14 protein-coding genes are annotated in these 17,372 nt (G+C 68.3%); 8 read left to right on the top strand and 6 right to left on the bottom strand.

The window, feature by feature from the left end; translation table 11 throughout:
- Positions 1-228 precede the first annotated feature (228 nt).
- A complete protein-coding gene (locus tag ACR4XJ_RS13965) occupies positions 229-438 on the bottom strand; it encodes a TOBE domain-containing protein (protein ID WP_333506009.1) in 210 nt (69 codons plus the stop codon).
- 526 nt (positions 439-964) lie between these two features.
- Between ACR4XJ_RS13965 and nikA the strand changes: the two genes are divergently transcribed.
- The 7 genes from nikA to ACR4XJ_RS14000 all read left to right on the top strand — a co-directional run bounded on the left by nikA (position 965) and on the right by ACR4XJ_RS14000 (position 7,621).
- Positions 965-2,629 carry a nickel ABC transporter substrate-binding protein gene (gene nikA / locus ACR4XJ_RS13970; RefSeq protein WP_434755778.1) on the top strand — a complete coding sequence of 555 codons (1,665 nt, stop codon included), beginning with the start codon at positions 965-967 and terminating at the stop codon, positions 2,627-2,629.
- A 128-nt stretch (positions 2,630-2,757) separates the two neighbouring features.
- Complete coding sequence (nikB, locus tag ACR4XJ_RS13975; protein WP_434755779.1) at positions 2,758-3,699, top strand: nickel ABC transporter permease subunit NikB; 942 nt, start codon at positions 2,758-2,760, stop codon at positions 3,697-3,699.
- Positions 3,696-4,700, top strand: coding sequence for a nickel ABC transporter permease subunit NikC (gene nikC, locus ACR4XJ_RS13980; RefSeq protein WP_434755780.1), 1,005 nt, complete (start codon positions 3,696-3,698; stop codon positions 4,698-4,700). The genes nikB and nikC overlap by 4 nt, the downstream gene beginning before the upstream one ends.
- Entirely contained in the window at positions 4,697-5,308 is a 612-nt protein-coding gene (locus ACR4XJ_RS13985) for an ATP-binding cassette domain-containing protein (RefSeq protein ID WP_434755781.1), read from the top strand. Before nikC ends, ACR4XJ_RS13985 begins: the two co-directional genes overlap by 4 nt.
- Positions 5,293-5,700 carry a hypothetical protein gene (locus ACR4XJ_RS13990; protein ID WP_434755782.1) on the top strand — a complete coding sequence of 136 codons (408 nt, stop codon included), beginning with the start codon at positions 5,293-5,295 and terminating at the stop codon, positions 5,698-5,700. The genes ACR4XJ_RS13985 and ACR4XJ_RS13990 overlap by 16 nt, the downstream gene beginning before the upstream one ends.
- A gap of 11 nt (positions 5,701-5,711) precedes the next feature.
- Positions 5,712-6,581 carry an ABC transporter ATP-binding protein gene (locus ACR4XJ_RS13995; RefSeq protein ID WP_434755783.1) on the top strand — a complete coding sequence of 290 codons (870 nt, stop codon included), beginning with the start codon at positions 5,712-5,714 and terminating at the stop codon, positions 6,579-6,581.
- 107 nt (positions 6,582-6,688) lie between these two features.
- Positions 6,689-7,621 carry a hypothetical protein gene (locus ACR4XJ_RS14000; RefSeq protein WP_434755784.1) on the top strand — a complete coding sequence of 311 codons (933 nt, stop codon included), beginning with the start codon at positions 6,689-6,691 and terminating at the stop codon, positions 7,619-7,621.
- 303 nt (positions 7,622-7,924) lie between these two features.
- Here the strand turns inward: ACR4XJ_RS14000 and ACR4XJ_RS14005 are convergent, their stop codons facing one another.
- Together ACR4XJ_RS14005 and ACR4XJ_RS14010 are read right to left on the bottom strand one after the other, a co-directional pair.
- Positions 7,925-9,613, bottom strand: coding sequence for a glycosyltransferase (locus tag ACR4XJ_RS14005; RefSeq protein WP_434755785.1), 1,689 nt, complete (start codon positions 9,611-9,613; stop codon positions 7,925-7,927).
- A gap of 172 nt (positions 9,614-9,785) precedes the next feature.
- Positions 9,786-10,148: a hypothetical protein gene (locus ACR4XJ_RS14010; protein ID WP_434755786.1), complete on the bottom strand. Its 363-nt coding sequence runs from the start codon at positions 10,146-10,148 to the stop codon at positions 9,786-9,788.
- Between the two features lie 325 nt (positions 10,149-10,473).
- Here ACR4XJ_RS14010 and ACR4XJ_RS14015 point away from each other — a divergent pair, with 325 nt between their 5' ends.
- Positions 10,474-11,271: a hypothetical protein gene (locus ACR4XJ_RS14015; RefSeq protein ID WP_434755787.1), complete on the top strand. Its 798-nt coding sequence runs from the start codon at positions 10,474-10,476 to the stop codon at positions 11,269-11,271.
- A gap of 327 nt (positions 11,272-11,598) precedes the next feature.
- On the opposite strand, the gene ACR4XJ_RS14020 is transcribed toward ACR4XJ_RS14015, so the two are convergent.
- The 3 genes from ACR4XJ_RS14020 to ACR4XJ_RS14030 form a co-directional block, all read right to left on the bottom strand.
- Positions 11,599-13,932, bottom strand: a complete 2,334-nt coding sequence (locus ACR4XJ_RS14020; RefSeq protein ID WP_434755788.1) for an FAD-dependent oxidoreductase — start codon at positions 13,930-13,932, stop codon at positions 11,599-11,601.
- A 301-nt stretch (positions 13,933-14,233) separates the two neighbouring features.
- Positions 14,234-15,868 (bottom strand): glutamate synthase-related protein, encoded by a 1,635-nt coding sequence (locus tag ACR4XJ_RS14025; protein WP_434755789.1) that lies wholly within the window; start codon positions 15,866-15,868, stop codon positions 14,234-14,236.
- Entirely contained in the window at positions 15,832-16,959 is a 1,128-nt protein-coding gene (locus tag ACR4XJ_RS14030) for a glutamate synthase (RefSeq protein ID WP_434755790.1), read from the bottom strand. Before ACR4XJ_RS14030 ends, ACR4XJ_RS14025 begins: the two co-directional genes overlap by 37 nt.
- Between the last annotated feature and the right edge of the window lie 413 nt (positions 16,960-17,372).

Here is a 17,372-nt window from a genome sequence, read left to right on the forward strand (position 1 = left end):
GACCGCAGGTCTTCCATAACAAATCAAAAGGAGTTTTTCTTACACCACCATAGCTGTAAGCATACGAGAACCCCGCGCATAGCGCGGGGTTTTCTACATGCAAAAAGCCCCCGTTCCTTCCGGAGCGGGGGCTTCGTCGTCATGCGACGCCGTGGCGGCTGATGCGCCGCTACGGTGCGGGTGGCGCTGCCCGGCGGGCAATGCCGCCGCCCGCGCCCGCCGGGTGGATTAATCGATCACGAGCATGACGTTGGAGGCCTTGACCATGGCCTTCACGTCCGAGCCCTTCTTGAGGCCCATGTCTTCCACCGAGCGCTTGGTGATGATGGACACCATCTCGATGCCGGGAGCCACTTCGATGATCACTTCCGAGTTGACGGCACCGACGGTGATTTCCTTGACCTTGCCGGGAATCAGGTTGCGGGCGCTGACTTTCATGATGGTTCTCCTTTCATGGCTGTGTTGGATATGCAACTGCCCTGGCGAACGGCTCGCCGCAGGGGAATTCATACGTACAAGATAACACCTGCCGAGAGTCATGCAAAATAAAATCTTCGTGACTGTTGGCCGTCCTGAAAAATCGTGACTGTTTTCATGTTTCCCGCCGCCCATTCTACATCCGCCGCAGCGTCCTTGAAAGGTCCCCGGCATGATTTCGTGGAAATATCATGGATGGCTGCTCACACCCCATGCCCTTCCGCGAGATTGCCCGCCGTTCCGGCGTGAAGAAGGCTGCGGCGATCACCCGCCCTTCCGCGCCCGCGGCCATCAGGCTCGTGTCCCTCCTCCCCTCTCCGCCGCATCCGGGTCTTTCCGCACGAAATTCCTCTATTGCAAGCTGTTGCATGCAAAAGCACCGGGGCCAGCCATTCCTGCGTTGACATGAAATTTCAGCTCTGGCATTCAAAGTAGCACATTCTACATTTTTTTATCCGAAATACACATTCAAAATCCGGAGAACGACATGCCGATCCGGCCGCCTTCCGCCGCCGCCCTTTTCCCGCGCCCCCGGCTGCGGGCGCTGCTGTTGCCGGTGCTCGCCGCCCTGATGCTGTTCGCCCTGGTGCTGGCGGGCGGCCCGGCCACCCACCTTGCCGCGTACGCCGCCGACGCACCGGCCGACACCCTGCGCTATTCCTGGCCTTCCAACGTGGGCGAACTGAACCCGCACAAGTATTCGCCCAACCAGATGTTCGCGCAGGGCATGGTGTACGAACCGCTGGTGAAATACGCCAAGGGCGGCGCCATCGAGCCGTGCCTTGCCGAAAGCTGGACCGTATCACCCGACGGCAAGGTCTACACCTTCACGCTGCGCAAGGGGGTGACCTTCTCCGACGGCACGCCGTTCGATTCGCAGGCCGTGCGCATGAACTTCGAGACGGTGCTGGCCAACCGCGCCCGGCACGACTGGCTGGAACTGGTGGCCCAGATCGACAGGGTGGAAACGCCCGACGCGCGCACCGTGCGCCTTGTCCTCAAGAACGCCTACTACCCCGCGTTGCAGGAACTGGCGCTGATCCGGCCGGTGCGCTTCCTGTCGCCCTCGGCGTTCCCCCCGTCGGGCAACACCAACGACAGCATCAAGGCCCCCATCGGCACCGGCCCGTGGAAGCTGGTGGAAACCCGCAAGGGCGAACACGACGTGTTCGAGCGCAACGACGCCTACTGGGGCAAGAAGCCCGCCATCAGGCGCATCGTGGTCAAGGTCGTGCCCGACCCCAACACCCGGCTGGTGGCGTTGCAGGCGGGCGAACTGGACCTGGTGTTCGGCGGGGGCGGTCACGGCGGCGGCCAGATCAGCCTGGACGCCTTCGACGCCCTGAAGAAGGGCGGCGCGTACGCGGCCTTCCTTTCGCCGCCGCAGGCCAGCCGGGTCATCGCGCTGAACAGCAAGAGCGGCCCCACGGCCGACATCGCCGTGCGCAAGGCCATCCTGCACGCCATCGACAAGGACGCCATGGTCAAGGGCATCTTCCTGAACGCGGAGCAGCGCGCCGACGCCCTGTTCCCGCCCACGGCCCCCTACTGCGACCTGAAGCTGGCCCCCTACGCCCACGACACCGCCAGGGCGGAAGCCCTGCTGGACGAGGCGGGCTGGAAGCGCTCCGCGCCCAAGGGGCCGCGCATGAAGGACGGCAAGCCCCTTTCCGTCGACCTGTGCTTCGTGGGCAACGACGCCCTGCAGAAGGCCATCGCGGAATTCCTGCAATCGGAACTGGCGCGCGTGGGCGTGCGGGCCAACCTGATCGGCGAGGAAGAGGACGCCATCGGCGAACGCCAGAAGAACGGCGCGTTCGGCATGGTCTTCGGCGACACCTGGGGCGCGCCCTACGACCCGCATTCCTTCGTCAGTTCCATGCGCGTGCCCTCGCACGCCGACTACCAGGCGCAGCTTGGCCTGCCCATGAAGGCCGACATCGACGCCAACATCGGCAAGGTGCTGCTGACCACCGACGAAACCGCGCGCCGGAACCTGTACCGCGACATCCTGACCACCCTGCACGAACAGGCCGTGTACCTGCCGCTGACCTACCAGAGCAGCATGGTGGTGCACACCGCCCGCGTGGACGGGGTGCGCTTCGGGGCCATGGACTCGGAAATCCCCTTCGAGGACATGCGCCTGAAATAGGGACAAGGAGCGGGAAGGCGGCCGCGCGCCGCCTTCCCCTTCCCTGCCTGCCGGTGCAGCACCGGCCTCTTTTCCGCACCGGCGTCCCGCGCGCACATCTCTTCACGTCCCAGCCCCGGAAACCACGCATGCCCGTCTACATCCTGAAACGCCTCGCCGCACTCGTCCCCCTCCTCCTGCTGGTGTCGGTGGTGGTCTTCCTGCTGCTGCGCGCCGCCCAGGGCGACCCGGCCATGGCCTACCTGCGCCTGTCGCGCATCCCGCCCACCGACGAAGCCCTTGCCACGGCCCGCCGCATGCTGGAACTGGACCTGCCCCTGTGGGAACAGTACGCCCGCTGGCTGGCCCGCGCCGTCACCGGCGACTTCGGCACTTCCTACGTCACCGGCCGCCCGGTGCTGGCCGAGGTGCTGCACTACCTGCCCGCCACCCTGCAACTGGCCGGGGCGGCCCTGCTGCTCACCCTGGCCGTCAGCATCCCCCTGGGGGTCGGCGCGGCCCTGCACCGCGACCGTCCGCTGGACAACGCGGCCCGCGCCCTGTCCTACACCGGCGTATCCCTGCCCAACTTCTGGCTGGGCTTCCTGCTGGTGTGGCTGTTCGCCGTCAAGCTGGGCTGGCTGCCCGCGCTGGGGCGCGGCGGCTTCGAACACCTGGTGCTGCCCGCCGTCACCCTGTCGCTGATGTCCATGGGCATCAACACCCGGCTCATCCGCACCAGCCTGCTGGAAAACATGCACGCCCGGCACGTCATGTATGCAAGAACACGCGGCATTTCCGAACGCGGCGTGGTGTGGCGGCACATGTTCAAGAACTCGCTGATCCCGGTGCTGACATCCCTCGGCATGCACGTGGGCGAACTGCTGGGCGGCGCGGTGATCGTGGAGACGGTGTTCGCCTGGCCGGGGGTGGGCCGCTACGCGGTGTCCGCCGTGTACAACCGCGACTACCCCATATTGCAGTGCTTCATGCTGCTGATGACGGCCATCTTCGTGCTGTGCAACCTGGCCGTGGACATCCTGTACGCGTGGGCCGACCCGCGCATCCGCCTGGGGGAGGACCGCGCATGAGCCCCCGCATGAGTCCGGAACTCCTCATGGACGCCGCCCCGGGCGGCACACTGCTGCGCCAGTTGCTGGCGCGGCCCACGGCCCTGGCCGCGCTGGCCCTGCTGTGCATCATCCTGTCCATGGCCGTGTTCGCGCCCGCCTTCTCCCCCCGTCCCCCCGACGACGTGGACATCGCCCGCAAGTTCGAGGCCCCCAGCCTGGAGGAACCGCTGGGCACAGACCACCTGGGCCGCAGCGTGCTGGCCCGGCTGTGCCACGGCACGCGGGTCTCGCTGTTCGCCGTGGCCGCCATCCTGACCGCCATCGTGGCGGTGGGGCTGACGGTGGGCTGCGTGGCGGGCTACGCGGGCGGCCGGGTGGACGGCCTGCTCATGCGCGCCTGCGACGTGTTCATGACCTTTCCCACCTTCATCCTGGCCCTGTTCCTGGTGGGGCTGCTGGGCTCGGGGCTGACCAACGTGATCATCGCCGTGGCCTGCACCCACTGGGCCTGGTACGCGCGGTTCGCGCGCGGGCTGGTGCTGGGGCTGAAGCAGCGCGAATACGTGCTGGCCGCGCGCGCGGCGGGCACCCGCCCGGCGCGGCTGGTGCTGCGCCACATCCTGCCGCCGGTGCTGGCCCAGATGCTGGTCATGGCCGGGCTGGACGTGGGCCACATGCTGCTGCACGTCTCTGGCCTGTCCTTCCTGGGGCTGGGAGTGCGCCCGCCCACGCCGGAATGGGGGGTGATGATCGGCGACGCGCGCGAATACATCGGCGCCCACCCGGAACTGCTGCTGTACCCCGGCCTGATGATCTTCGTGACGGTGATGGCCTTCAACCTGCTGGGCGACGCCCTGCGCGACGCGCTGGACCCCGCCGCCGCGCACGAGACGGACTGCGCGCCGCATGACGCCCATGACGGAGACGGGCTGGACGGCTCCGGGGAATACGCGGACACGGAAGACGGCCCGGCGGACGCAGACGGCATCCGCGCGGGCGCGCGCCAGGGGGCGGCATGAGCGACATGGCATCCCAGGCACCCACCCCTGCGGCCACGCCCGCGCCCGCTCCCGCACTGGCCGTGCGCGGGCTGGAACTGCGCCGCGCAGTGGCCCGCCCCGGCGGCCCGGACGGCGCACAGTCCCCGGCATCTCCTCCCCCGGTCTCCCCCCCTCTGGCCGGCCCCCCTCTGGTCGGTCCGGTAGACCTGACGGTGGAGCGCGGCCAGGTGGTCTGCCTGGTGGGGCCCAGCGGCTGCGGCAAGTCCCTGACCTGCATGGCCCTGCTGGACATGCTGCCCGACAGCGTGGTCCGCGCGGCGGGCCGCATCCGTGTGAACGGGCAGGCCGTGGACGGAGCGCCGCCGGAACGGCTGCGCCTGCTGCGCGGGCGCGAAGCCGCCTACGTGCTCCAGAACCCGGCCAGTTGCTTCGACCCCGTGTTCACCATCGGTGCGCATTTTGAAGAAACCCTTGCCGCGCATCCATCCGTCGTTTCTGCCAACGGCACCCGGCCCGACTGGCGGGCGGCCGCGCTGTCCGCCCTGCGCGAGGTGGGCTTTGCCGATGCGGACGCCATCCTGCGCCACTATCCGTTCCAGATGAGCGGGGCATGCTCCAGCGGGTGATGATCGCCCTGGCCCTGGTGCTGGACGTTTCCCTGCTCATCGCCGACGAGCCCACCACCGACCTCGACCTGCCCTCGCAGGCCCACGTGCTGGACCTGCTGGACCAGGTGCGGCGCACGCGTCACATGGCCATCCTGCTGGTGACCCACGACCTCAGCGTGGCGGCCCGCATGGCCGACCGCATGGCCGTCATGCGCCACGGCCGGGTGGTGGAACAGGGGGACGCGCGCGACCTGTTCGCCGCGCCGCGCCACCCGTACACCCGCGCCCTGCTGGCCGCCCACCACCGGCTGTACGGCCCGTGCCCGCCGCAAGGGCCGGATGCAAGGCCGGGTCCGTCCGCCGCGCCGCATGCCTCCGCTTCCGCCGACACTTCCGGAGGCCGTCCATGAAGGAGAGTGCCATGTATCCCGCCGACGTCACGGCCATATCCGCCGCCGCATCCACATCGGACGCCCCGCCCCTGCTGGAACTGCGCGGGGTCACCCGCAGCTACCGCACCGGGGGGTGGTTCGCCCCGCGCCAGGAGCGGCAGGTGCTGCGCGGCGTGGATCTGACCGTGCGCGAGGGCGGCTGCACCGGCGTGGTCGGCCCCAGCGGCGCGGGCAAGAGCACCCTGTGCCGCATCGCCCTGGGGCTGGAACGGCCCGACGGCGGCGAAGTGCGCTTCATGGGGCGGAATGTTCGCGGCGGGCTCGGCAGGGACCGCCGCCACGTGCAGGTGGTGTTCCAGAACTCGGTGAACGCGGTGAACCCGCGCCTGACCGTGGAACGCATCATCGGCGAGCCGCTGGAGAACTTCACCACGCTCGACCGCCGCCAGCGCCGCGCCCGCGCGGGCGAACTGCTGGAGCAGGTGCACCTGTCCCCGGCCCTGCTGGACCGCCTGCCCCACCGCCTGAGCGGCGGACAGCTGCAACGGGTGTGCATCGCCCGCGCCCTGGCTCCCCGGCCCCGGCTGATCCTGCTGGACGAAGCCCTGAGCAGCCTGGACATGCTGGTGCAGGCCCGCGTGCTGGACCTGTTGGCCGAACTGCGCCGCGCCACGGGCACCGCCTACCTGTTCGTTACCCACGACGTACGACTGGTGCCGCTGTTCTGCGACGAGGCCGCCGTGCTGACGGAAGGCCGGGTGGCCCCGGTGGACATGCACGCCCCCGGCCATGCCTGCGCCCGGCAGGCCCCGCACCAGGCCGCCTTCGATGCCTTGCGGGCGGCCATCCTGCCCGCCATGCCCCCCATGTCCCCCATATCTGCTGACGCGCCGGGGTAGCCCGCCCCCCTGCCGTCCGGAATGCATCCGGAACTTCGCCCGGCTATCCGCCTGACATGGCCGCGACGCCGCTTGCTTTTTGGCGCGGCGCGGGGCAAGCCTGTGGCGTGACCACGCCCCCCGCCCACATGCCGCCCGGCGCGGCCCCGCACTCCCCACGCTCCCCGGATTCGGGCCCTTCCGGCCCGGCCGCACACGATCCGACCGGCCCCGACCTGGTCATGGGCCTGGCCGCCGGGTACCACGCGGGCGACGTGCGCCCGTTCCTCGCATCCCTGCGGGCCACGGGGTTCACGGGGCGCTGCGTGCTGTTCACCTCGCCCACCACCCGCGACACGGACCGCATGGCCGAGATGGGCGCGGACATCCTGCCCTTCGAACGGCCGCCCGCGCTGGCCCACCTGCCCTACAACGCCCTGCGCTACTTCCTGTACCTGGACCTGCTGCGGCAGGCCCCCCGGCCATACGCGCGCGTCCTGATCACCGACGTGCGCGACGTCATCTTCCAGCGCGACCCGTTCTCCTTCCCGTGGGCCGACGGCCTGAACGTGACCCTGGAAGACGCCCGCATGACCATCGACGCCTGCCCGTACATGACCCGCTGGGTCACCGGGCACCTGGGCGAGGCGGCATGGCGGACGCTGGCGGGGCGGCGCATCTCCTGTTCCGGCACCACGGTGGGCGGCCACGCGGCCATGACGGACTACCTGGAACGGCTGACCGGGCTGCTGCTGCCGTTTTCGCCAACGCCCCCGCCGCTACAGACCCCACGGTTACCCGACGGTCCGCCCGCGCCCCCCATCGGCATGGCCGGGTACGACCAGGGGGTGCACAACCATCTGCTGCACGGCGGCCACCTGCCCAAGGTCACCGTGCACGACAACGCCGGACCCATCCTGACCCTGGGCTACAAGGCGACACCGCCCCCCACCGACGAACGCGGCGACATCCTGAACGACGCGGGCGTGCCCGCCGTGCTGGTGCACCAGTACGACCGCATGCCCGAGCTGTTTCGGGCGGTACGCGCCCGCTACGTCTAGGGGCTGTCTCTAAATTGTCTTTTTGCCCGTTGGCATCGTCAAACTTCACCTGCCATAGCTTTGCTGTCCTTATCCGTAAGACTCGCGCTGCGCGCTCGCCTAACGGCTAAGGCTCGGTCGAATACGAAAAAAGTATACTCCCTCATGGCAGGCTCGTTTTCCTTGCCAACGAACAAAAATCCTAACTTGGAGACAGCCCCTGGAAGCCCCCGCCTCTTCCTCACGCACAACGCACCAAAGCGGCGCGCCCCTTCCGGAACGCGCCGCCGTCATTTCCTTGTCCCGCGCCAGCGCGGGCCTCGCCTACAACACGTTCTCCCCGACCGCCGCCTGCAAGGTGCGCACGCACAGGCCCGCGTACGACCGCGCGGCGGAGGGCAACTGCGCGGCCACCGACTCGTAGGCCGCGACCAGATCGGCCACGTCGGCGGCGCGGGTGGCGCGGTCCACGTGGGCCAGTTCCTGCTCGGTGAACTTCCGTTCCATCTTGTAGTGGTTGCCCCACACGTGCCCCCACGAGGCCTCGGACAGCGGCGCGGCGCGCCCGGCGTCCTGGCGGTGCACCACGCGCACCCGGCCGTCGTAGACCACTCGGCCGCCCGCCTTCCAGACCTGGATGTCGTGCTCCAGGTCGTCCACCTGCGAAGGCGAGAAGCGCAGGTCGAAATCGGGCACGCCCAGCCGGGCGCAGGCCGCCTTGTCCAGCAGGTGGCAGCAGCCCATCACCGAAAGGCACGGGCGGCGCTGCCCGTACTGGCCGAAATCCATGACCAGCGGCGCGTTGTTGGTGAACCGGATGAGGTGCTTGCCGGTCTTCTCGAAATAGCGGGCCACGTACTGCACCGTGGGCAGGCTGCCGGGGTTCACCCCCTGTGGGCCCACCACCACGGTGCCGGGCATTTCGTCCATGTCCTGCACGTAGCTGCGCAGCCACGTGCGCGGCAGCAGCACGTCGTCGTCCAGGAAGGCGAGCAGGTCCCGGTCGCGCATGGAATCGAGGTGCCACAGCCAGTTGCGGGCTGCGGGCGCGCCGATGTTGATGGGCAGCTGGATCAGTTCCACCTGCCGCCCGGCGGCCACCGCGCGCACGCCCGCCTCGAACTCGTCGCGCGAGAAGGCCGTGGACCCGTTGTTGATGAGCGCCACGTGCGCCCCGCCGATGTCCGAGGCCAGCAGGCTGGCCAGGGTGTCCAGGGTCACCTGCAACTTGTTCCAGGTGTAGAAGCCCACGCCGATGCGCCGCCCCTCCAGCACCGAGGCCGGGGCCTCGGGCCTGCCCATCTGGGCCAGGTGGCGCACCAGGAACAGCAGGGCGGGCTCGGCGTCCAGCGCCTCCGTGTACAGGGCGCGGGCCGTGGCAAGATCGTCGGCCGCCTCGGCCATGCGGGCGCGCAGCAGGGTCGTCAGCGGGCACGGCAGGGCCTTGGCCAGCAGTTCGTCGCGCAGTGCGGCGTCGCCCGCCGCGTGGGCGGCGTGGGCCAGCACGCCCGCGCCCGCCGGGGCCGCCGGAGAGGCCAGAAAATGCGCGATGCCCGCCGCCGTCTGTTCCCACGCGCCCATTTCCCACAAGCGCATCAAGCAAGCGAACATGTCACCCGGCGCGGGGGATTCCCGGCACGCGGCCAGCACCGCGTCCGGGTCGGCGGGCAGGTCCCAGGCCCGGCCGAAGGCTTCGTTGGCGGGCACCTGCGGCAGGCCGTCCAGCACGGCGGCGGTCGCCTTCAGCCACGCCGCGTAGACGGGCGACGGCGCGGCCATTGCGCCGAGCTGCCCCACCAGCCCGCGCAGCCCGCCATCCAGCGGATTCAGCAACAGGGCCTGGCGCAGCAGCCCGGTGCCGAACAACACCCGCGCCTTGCGCTGCTGCGCGGGCAGCTTGTCCAATTCGCCCAGCAGTTCGTTGGCCCCGGCCATGGCGTAGCCGGACTGGCTGAGGCCGTGCAGCAGGTGCAGGAACATCCATTTGGCGAGGGGGGCGTCGGTGGCGGGCATGGGACCTCCGGAAGATGTACGGGCGCGACCCCGCGCGGCGAGGCGTGCGCTTTCCGTAGCATATCGGCAGGTACGGGCAAAGCATGACATCCCGGCGCGCCCCGGCGTCTGACCATCGGAAGGTGCCCCTTGCGGGCATGCGGAGTATGATGCGGGCCGGACAGAATCAGCCCTAGAAGCCGGGCGGGCACTCGTACCCCCGCGCCCTGCGCTGGGCCAGGTCGCCCCCCGGCAGGGACTCGAAGAAATACACCGTCTTGCCCTTGTCCGTGGCCAGGATGCCCTTGCAGTAGGCCCCGCACACGCCGGGGTCGGTGGCGAAGCAGATGTTCTCGTACTCGAATTTCAGGAAATTGGTGGGCCACGAGTTGCAATCGAAGCGGCCCGACATGGGGCAGTCCAGCCGCTTCACCTGCCCTGCCGCCACCACCCCCATGCCCTTGAGGTTGGCGATGTCGTCCAGGGCCATGGCCGGGCGGACGGGCAGAACGAGCGCCGCCAGCAGCAGAAGCGCGATGCAGGCCGCGCGGCGCACGGCGCCGGTTTTCCTGCCGTGCGCCGCGTGGCCGCTTCCCTGTCCGGCGCGTTCTCCTCGTGCATATGGCCCCTGTGCCGCGTGCATCGTTCACCCCGTGCGTTCCGGTTGTTCCTGCGATACCCGGCCCCACCATATCGTACCGGCAGCCCGCCGCAACCCCCCGCCATCGGTCCGGCATCGTCAGGCATCATCCGATTGACGCACCGCACCCGCCCGGATAGACGACGACAACGGCGGCCACGGGAGCGTCATGATGCACGCCCGCGCACCGGGCCTGCCCCTCCACTGTCCCGCAGCCAACCGCCATCCACCCGGAGGAACCGTGCCCGGCATCCGCCCGCTTCGCCTTTCCGCCATGGCCGCCACGCGGGGTTCCCTCCCCCTGCTGGCGCTGCTGCTGACCACGGCCCTGCTGCTTTCCGGCTGCGCCAAACCCGCGCCTGTGGCCGATGCCGCGCCCCCCGTGCCTGCGGCCCAAGCCCAGCCCGCCGCCCCTGCTGCTCAGGACGCCGAGGACGCCGAAGCGGCCAGAATGCGCGAAACCGCCGGCAAGCCGCACTCGCCCGTAACTCCGGACGACGCCGCGTGCGACCCGCTGACCGGCGTCTTGCAGGGCCAGTGCGTGTCCATGAACCAGGAAAAGGTGCGCGGCCAGTGCTATTCGCTGCGCCCCGGCGCAACCACCACGAAGAAGGACAAGAAGGGCAAGACGGTGAAGGTCACCGGACGCTGCCAGCCGCAGAGCCTGATCTACGCCCGTTGCCGCACCGGCATCGACACCTGCCGCCTGGGCGACACCAGCCCGGTGCAGTGGTTCGCCTGCGCCCAGCGCAACGGGGCCACCACCCGCACCCCCACGCCGGGGTCGGTGATGGTGCTGGACGCCAACAAGGGCCGGGGCATGCCCACCGGCCACCCGGTGTACGTGGAGGAAACCTGCCCCAACAAGGACGGCACCTGGACCCTGCGCATCACCCACACCAACTACGACCGCCAGTGCCACCTGGACCAGGACGCCAAGGTGCGCTTCAACCCCAAGACCATGCAGGTCGCCTTCCTGACCGGGCCGTGGGGCTGCTGGGCCAAGGACTTGAGGGTCATGGGGTTCATTCTCCGATAACCCCCATGAAGTTCCCGCAATACGAACGGGCGGCCCTTCCATGGGAAGGGCCGCCCGTCTCAGGTTGCTGACAACGTCTGCTTTTTGGACGCCTCCGGCGGCCAAGGGGCCGAGCCCCTTGGAACCCCATGCTTTGTGTTTTCGCAATGTTCAGGAAACACAAATAAAAGTTTTGGGGGGAGGGGGTGCGGGGGAGGAGACCCTTTTCCAAAAGGGTCCCTCCCCCGCAAGAATTTGGGTTTGTCAACAGTCTAAACGGGCGGCCCTTCCGTACGGAAGGGCCGCCCGTTTTCTTTGAGTCAGTAGCTGTCCGGGGCGTGCGCTCGGTTATTCCATCGGAGTGTTCTCCACCAGATTCCAAATGCCGCACGGGCAGGCGCCGGCGCAGAAGCCGCAGCCGATGCACTTTTCGCCGTCCACCGCCATCTCGAAGCCGCAGCCGCCCTGCACCTCGCGGCGGCTGATGGCCGCCTGCGGGCAGATGGTCTCGCAGATGCCGCAGTCGCGGCACGCGCCGCAACTGGCGCAGGCGTCGCCGCACTGGCCGAGGTCCTGGAAGTTGTCGATGCGCGGGTCGAAGTATTCCAGCTTGACGCGGGAATAGTCGATCATGGTGCGGGTGTCGGACACGGGGCGTTTGCCTTCGGCCATCTCGACGATAGCCTCGGCGGCCTTGCGGCCCATGCCGATGGCCTGGGTGAGCAGGCCGGGGCGCACCGCGTCGCCGATGGCGAAGACGCGCGCGTCGGTGGTCTGCTGGATGTCGTTGACCACCACGTGGCCGCGCTCCACGGCGATGTCCTCGGGCAGGTAGTCGAGGCCGGGCGCGTCGCCGATGGAGAAGATGACCGTTTCGGCGGGCAGCAGTTCTCCGGTGGTCAGCACCAGCCCTTCGGGGGTGATCTCCCTGGTGAAGCAGGGCCAGCGGAAGGTGGCGCCCACGTGTTCCGCCTCCTCCCGTTCCTTGCCGAAGGCCGCCGGGGTCTGGATGTCGATGAGGGTGATGGATTCCGCTCCCAGCCGCGCGGCCTCGGTGGCCACGTCGCAGCCCACGTTGCCCGCGCCCACGATGACCACCCGCCTGCCCACGCTGCCGGAGCCGGACTTGGCCGACTTCAGGAATTCCAGGGCGGTGCGGGCCAGTTCCTTGCCGGGCACGGGCAGCATGCGCGGGGTGTTGGCCCCGGTGGCCAGCACCACGAAGTCGTTGTCGGACTTCAACTGGGCGAACTCGTCCTTGCCCAGGCGCTGTTGCAGGTGCACGTGGGGCAGCACTTCGCGGGCGCGGGCCAGTTCCGCGTCCAGCACGTCCTGCGGGATGCGGCTGCCGGGAATGGCCGAACTGACCTTGCCGCCCAGTTCCTTTTCCATGTCGTACACGGTGGCGGCGATGCCGCGCATACGCAACTGCCACGCCACGGAGATGCCCGCCGCGCCGCCGCCGATGACGGCGACCTTGGTCCCGGTCAGCGGGGGCAGCTTGGGCGCGCGCGACGCCACGCCCGCCTTGCCGATCTGGGTGATGTCCACGGGCTTCATGCGTTGCAGGCTGCGCGAACAGCCCTGCATGCACAGGTTGGGGCACAGGTAGCCGCACACGGTGGCCGGGAAGGGGGTGTAGGCCAGGGCCACGTCCACCGCCTCGTCGATGAGGCCCTCGCGCACCAGCCGCCAGCGCTCCTGCACCGGCATGCCGGTGGGACAGCTGGACTGGCAGGGGGCCATGTGCTTCGCGTTTTCCCACACCGGTACGAAGCGGCGCAGCTCGCCGGTGGTGATGAGCGGGATGGGGCTGCGGTCAACCGAGGTCAGGTCGCCCACCAGACCGCCCATGCCCAGTTCCTTCTCCCACACGTTGCGGCGGAAGTCGGAAATGCCCCTCCGCTTCTTGCCCGTCTTCTCGAAGGGGCCGCGCGCGGCGATGCACTGCCAGTCCTCGCGCACCGACAGCCCGGTCAAAAGCTCGGACTTGCCGATGGCGGCCAGGAACCCGGCCAGGTGTTCGGTCAGCCACGCCCAGGCGGCATCGTCGATGGGCACCTGCTTGGCGTCGGCCTGCGAAAAGCCCTCGTGCGGGCCATGCACGAAGATGCGCCCGCCCACCATGCCCACGCAGGGACGGTAGCCCAGCACGTTGGCGGGGTTCTGCGCGCCCACGCCGCAGACCACGGCGGTGCCGCCCGCCATGAACTCCGCGAAATAGTCGCCCACGCTCCCCAGCACCCACAGTTCCGGCGCGGAAAAACGCGGGTTCTGCTTGGTCATGGTCATGCCGCGCGAACCGATGTTGCCCGCCACGAACACCCGGCCCTGGGCCATGCCGTTGCACGCGCCGTTGCCCGCGTTGCCGTGCACGACGATGTCCGCGCCCGCGTTCAGCCAGCCCACGTCGTCCGACGCGGGGCCGAACACTTCCACCGTGGTTCCGGCGCTGCCCAACGAACCCAGCCGCTGGCCGGACGACCCGCGCACGGCGACATGCACGGGCTCCTTCTCCGAAATCCACAACCGCCCGCCGATGCCGTGCTGGCCGCAGGCATCCACCTCCACGTGGCGCGCGCCGTCGCGCACCGCGCCTTGCAGGCGTTCCTCGAGTATGCGCGATTCGACGCGCTTTCCGTCTTCCATGCCGCTTACGCGGACCACGTCGCTGGGGGACATACCGTCACTCCGCTGCTGTATGGTTGCCTTTCCGGCGTTGTCTGCATCTGGCGCGCCGCGGACGCTCTTTCGGCCCCGCCGCGCGGAATCTTTTCTCAATCCGGCCCGTGCATCCGAAGGGATTTCGCCTTCCGGCGATACTCCTCGGCACTCGTGGCCGTTCTCCGGCATTCGGAGGAATTTTGTTCTCCGGCGAGGAAGGCAAGCCGTTCATGCAGGGAGCGTACTCTTCTCGTACGTGACCGGAATGAACGGCGCAGCCTGACGACGCCGGAGGGCAAAAGGCCCCGAATGCCCCGCGCTAGACGACGTACTGAATGCCGAGCCGGTCGGCCGCATCCCTGTTCGCAATGCCCAGCGCGTCGGACATGCCCACGGGCAGCGAGGTGGACCGGCCCAGCGGCGCGAAGATCTTGCGCAGTTCGGTGTCGAAGGCCAGGTAGAAGTCCACCACCCGTTCGGCCACCTTTTCCGGGTCCAGCCTGCGGTACACGCGGGGGTCCTGCGAGGTGATGCCCTTGGGGCAGCGGCCCAGGTTGCAGATGTTGCACCGGTCGATTTCCGACCCCACGCACCCGGCCCCGGCCTGCATCGCGTACTTGCCGACCTGCACCATGCTGGCGCCCAGCATGATCAGGGCGGCGGCGTTGTGCGCGAGGTTGCCGTTCTTGCCGATGCCCCCGCCCGCGATGAGCGGAATCTCGTTCTGGCAGCCCTGCTGCACGAGGTCGTGGTAGCAGTCGCGGATGTTCGAGGCGATGGGATGGCCCATGTGGTTCATGGACACGTTGTAGGCCGCCCCGGTGCCGCCGTCCTCGCCGTCGATGGCCAGGCCCGCCGCGTAGGGGTTGCGCACCAGGTTGTTCAGCACGGCGCGCGCGGTGGTGGTGGCGGATATCTTGGGGTAGACGGGCACGCGGAATCCCCAGGCCATGCTCATGGACTGGATCATCTTGGCCACGGATTCCTCGATGGAATACTGGGTCTGGTGGGTGGGGGGGCTGGGCAGGGATACGCCCGGCGGCACCCCGCGGATGGAGGCGATGAGCTTGTTGACCTTGTGCCACATGAGAAGGCCGCCGTCGCCGGGCTTGGCGCCCTGGCCGTACTTGATCTCGATGGCGCAGGGGTCTTCCTTCATCTGGGGGATGGCGTGCAGGATTTCGTCCCACCCGAAGTAGCCGGAAGCAATCTGCAGGATGACGTACTTGAGGAAGCGCGAACGCAGCAGGCGCGGCGGGCAGCCGCCCTCGCCGGTGCACATGCGCACGGGCATGCCCAGTTCCTCGTTCAGGTAGGCCACGCCCATCTGCAAGCCTTCCCACATGTTGGGCGACAGCGCGCCGAAGGACATGGAGCCGATGACCAGCGGGTAGATTTCGCGCACCGCGGGCACCCAGCCGTTCTCCTGGAAGGCGGCCAGGCCCTGCTCGGGCGGCAGCACGCGGCCCAGCAGGGTGCGCAGCTCGAACTCGTGCCGCCCGGCGTCCAGCGCGGGGTCGGTGAGCATGGAGATGCGGATGAACTTGATCTGGTCCAGCAGGCTGTCCGGGGCGTTGCGGCGGCCGCCGCGCGTGCGGGCGTGGCCCCCCCGGTTGTTGTGGAAGCGCAGCGTGGTGCCCTCGTCCAGCCGCATGGGACGGATGGCGTTGTTGGGACAGACCATGGTGCACATGGCGCAGCCGATGCAGGCGTAGGCCGCGTCGGTGCGCTGGCGGATGCCGTGGAACACCGAATAGCTGTTCTTCGGCTTCTGCATGAGGCCGGTGGAGGTTTCCACCACGCGCTTCCTGTGCACGGCAAGCTCGATGGCGTTCACCGGGCACACGGAGGTACACCGCCCGCACAGGGTGCAGGTGTCCTTGTTCCACTCCACCTGCCAGGGCAGGTCCTTCACGCTCAGCGTTGACGGGGTAATGCCTGCAGTTGGCTGCATATGGTCACCTCCTGGCATTCGGGACGGACGTAGGCCGTGTCCAGATGCATGGGCTGGAAGTCGAGGGTCTTGTCGCGGTCGGGGATGGCGGCGTCGAGGCCGCACAACTCGGACGAGAAGGCGTACATGCCGGGCTTGCCGCCCACCACGCCGGGGCGCAGCTTCTTGCGGTCCTGCACCATGAACATGGCGCCGTCCGGCAGGCAGCCGATGACGCAGTTGGGGCCGTCGATGATCATCTTGCGACACAGCACCTTCAGGCGGGCCAGCATGTCGCGGTCGGGGTGACCGGCCATTTCGGCATCGGACAGCGGGGTGATGACGTGCTTGTACGCCTCCACCGGCAGGCCCAGCTTGTAGTGCGTGAAGTGCATGATGTGCGTGAATACCTCGGAGTCGGACTGGTAGCCGGTGTAGCCGGGCACGTTGCGCGACGAGAGGTATTCGCGGATGGGGATGAACGCCGTGTTCTCGCCGTTGGTCATGGTGCACACGCCCTCGATGAAGAACGGATGGCACGCGTACAGGTTGATGGCGTAGTTGGTGTTCTGGCGGCCCTGGCACAGGATGCGGCGGGCATGCAGGTCGGGCCGGTCAAGGCCCAGGTACTCGCCCACGGTGAGCGGGTCGCCCACTTCCTTGAGCATCACCACGCCCGGCCAGAACGAGAAGGCCATCATGTCGCGCTCGGCCTCGCCCTGCTGGCGGATGGCCACGCGGGTCTGCACCAGCTGCGCGGTGCGCTCGGCCCCGGACATGTCCGCCCAGGCTTTCGGCGGCTCGTAGGCGCGGGCCAGGTACACGCCGCGTTTAGGCGTGCCCGTGGGCGGATTGGACTTGATGATCGACACCGAATGGAACGGACGAAACCCCAGGTCGTCCATGATTCCGTCGAGCCGCTTGAGGCCCTTTTCGGTGAAGATGCCGGAGAGGATGGGATACTCGGGATGTTCCGCGAAGGGTCCCGAAAGACCGGAAAGATAGAGCCCGACCCCGGAACCGTCATGCCCTTCCTTCATCACGTTCAGGGCATTGATGGCCACCATGGGGGAGACGGGCTCCGTCGAGGTCAAGGCGAACAATCGACACATGGACGCGTTCTCCGGATGGCGTGGACTCCGCCCCGGAATGACACGAATGCGCAATCCGCAGCGGGTTCACGTGCGATAGCGGAAAATTCCAAAAACGGCAAGAACGCGCGTTTGCCTGTGGTGATATTGGAATTTTTATTACATATTTGTACTACATATTTTTACAATTTTGAAACAAAATAATGCTTAATATCTTGTATTCAAACAAATAATTTTCTGAATGTGCGCATTCAACCCGGCCTCCCGGACGCCTCCACCGGCCTTGCGCTGAACTCCCGCGCCGCCATGGCGCATGTTGCACGCTTATGCAGTATTTTTCCTGTTGTTCCCACTGGATAGATCCGCATCGCCCCGCAAATTCCTTGTCCGCCGTGCCTTGCCGGTCTTCCGCCCCGCTGTTCGCCACAGGCGCG

The organism is Nitratidesulfovibrio sp. D1, from assembly GCF_051133415.1.
GTDB lineage: Bacteria > Desulfobacterota > Desulfovibrionia > Desulfovibrionales > Desulfovibrionaceae > Cupidesulfovibrio.

Coding starts and splice junctions, on each gene's coding strand:
- nikC (WP_434755780.1), top strand. CDS start 3,696: ATGAGCCCCCGCATGAGTCCGGAACTCCTCATGGACGCCGCCCCGGGC.
- ACR4XJ_RS14020 (WP_434755788.1), bottom strand. CDS start 13,932: ATGTCCCCCAGCGACGTGGTCCGCGTAAGCGGCATGGAAGACGGAAAG.
- ACR4XJ_RS13990 (WP_434755782.1), top strand. CDS start 5,293: ATGCTCCAGCGGGTGATGATCGCCCTGGCCCTGGTGCTGGACGTTTCC.
- ACR4XJ_RS13985 (WP_434755781.1), top strand. CDS start 4,697: ATGAGCGACATGGCATCCCAGGCACCCACCCCTGCGGCCACGCCCGCG.
- ACR4XJ_RS14030 (WP_434755790.1), bottom strand. CDS start 16,959: ATGTGTCGATTGTTCGCCTTGACCTCGACGGAGCCCGTCTCCCCCATG.
- ACR4XJ_RS13995 (WP_434755783.1), top strand. CDS start 5,712: ATGTATCCCGCCGACGTCACGGCCATATCCGCCGCCGCATCCACATCG.
- ACR4XJ_RS13965 (WP_333506009.1), bottom strand. CDS start 438: ATGAAAGTCAGCGCCCGCAACCTGATTCCCGGCAAGGTCAAGGAAATC.
- nikB (WP_434755779.1), top strand. CDS start 2,758: ATGCCCGTCTACATCCTGAAACGCCTCGCCGCACTCGTCCCCCTCCTC.
- nikA (WP_434755778.1), top strand. CDS start 965: ATGCCGATCCGGCCGCCTTCCGCCGCCGCCCTTTTCCCGCGCCCCCGG.
- ACR4XJ_RS14025 (WP_434755789.1), bottom strand. CDS start 15,868: ATGCAGCCAACTGCAGGCATTACCCCGTCAACGCTGAGCGTGAAGGAC.
- ACR4XJ_RS14005 (WP_434755785.1), bottom strand. CDS start 9,613: ATGCCCGCCACCGACGCCCCCCTCGCCAAATGGATGTTCCTGCACCTG.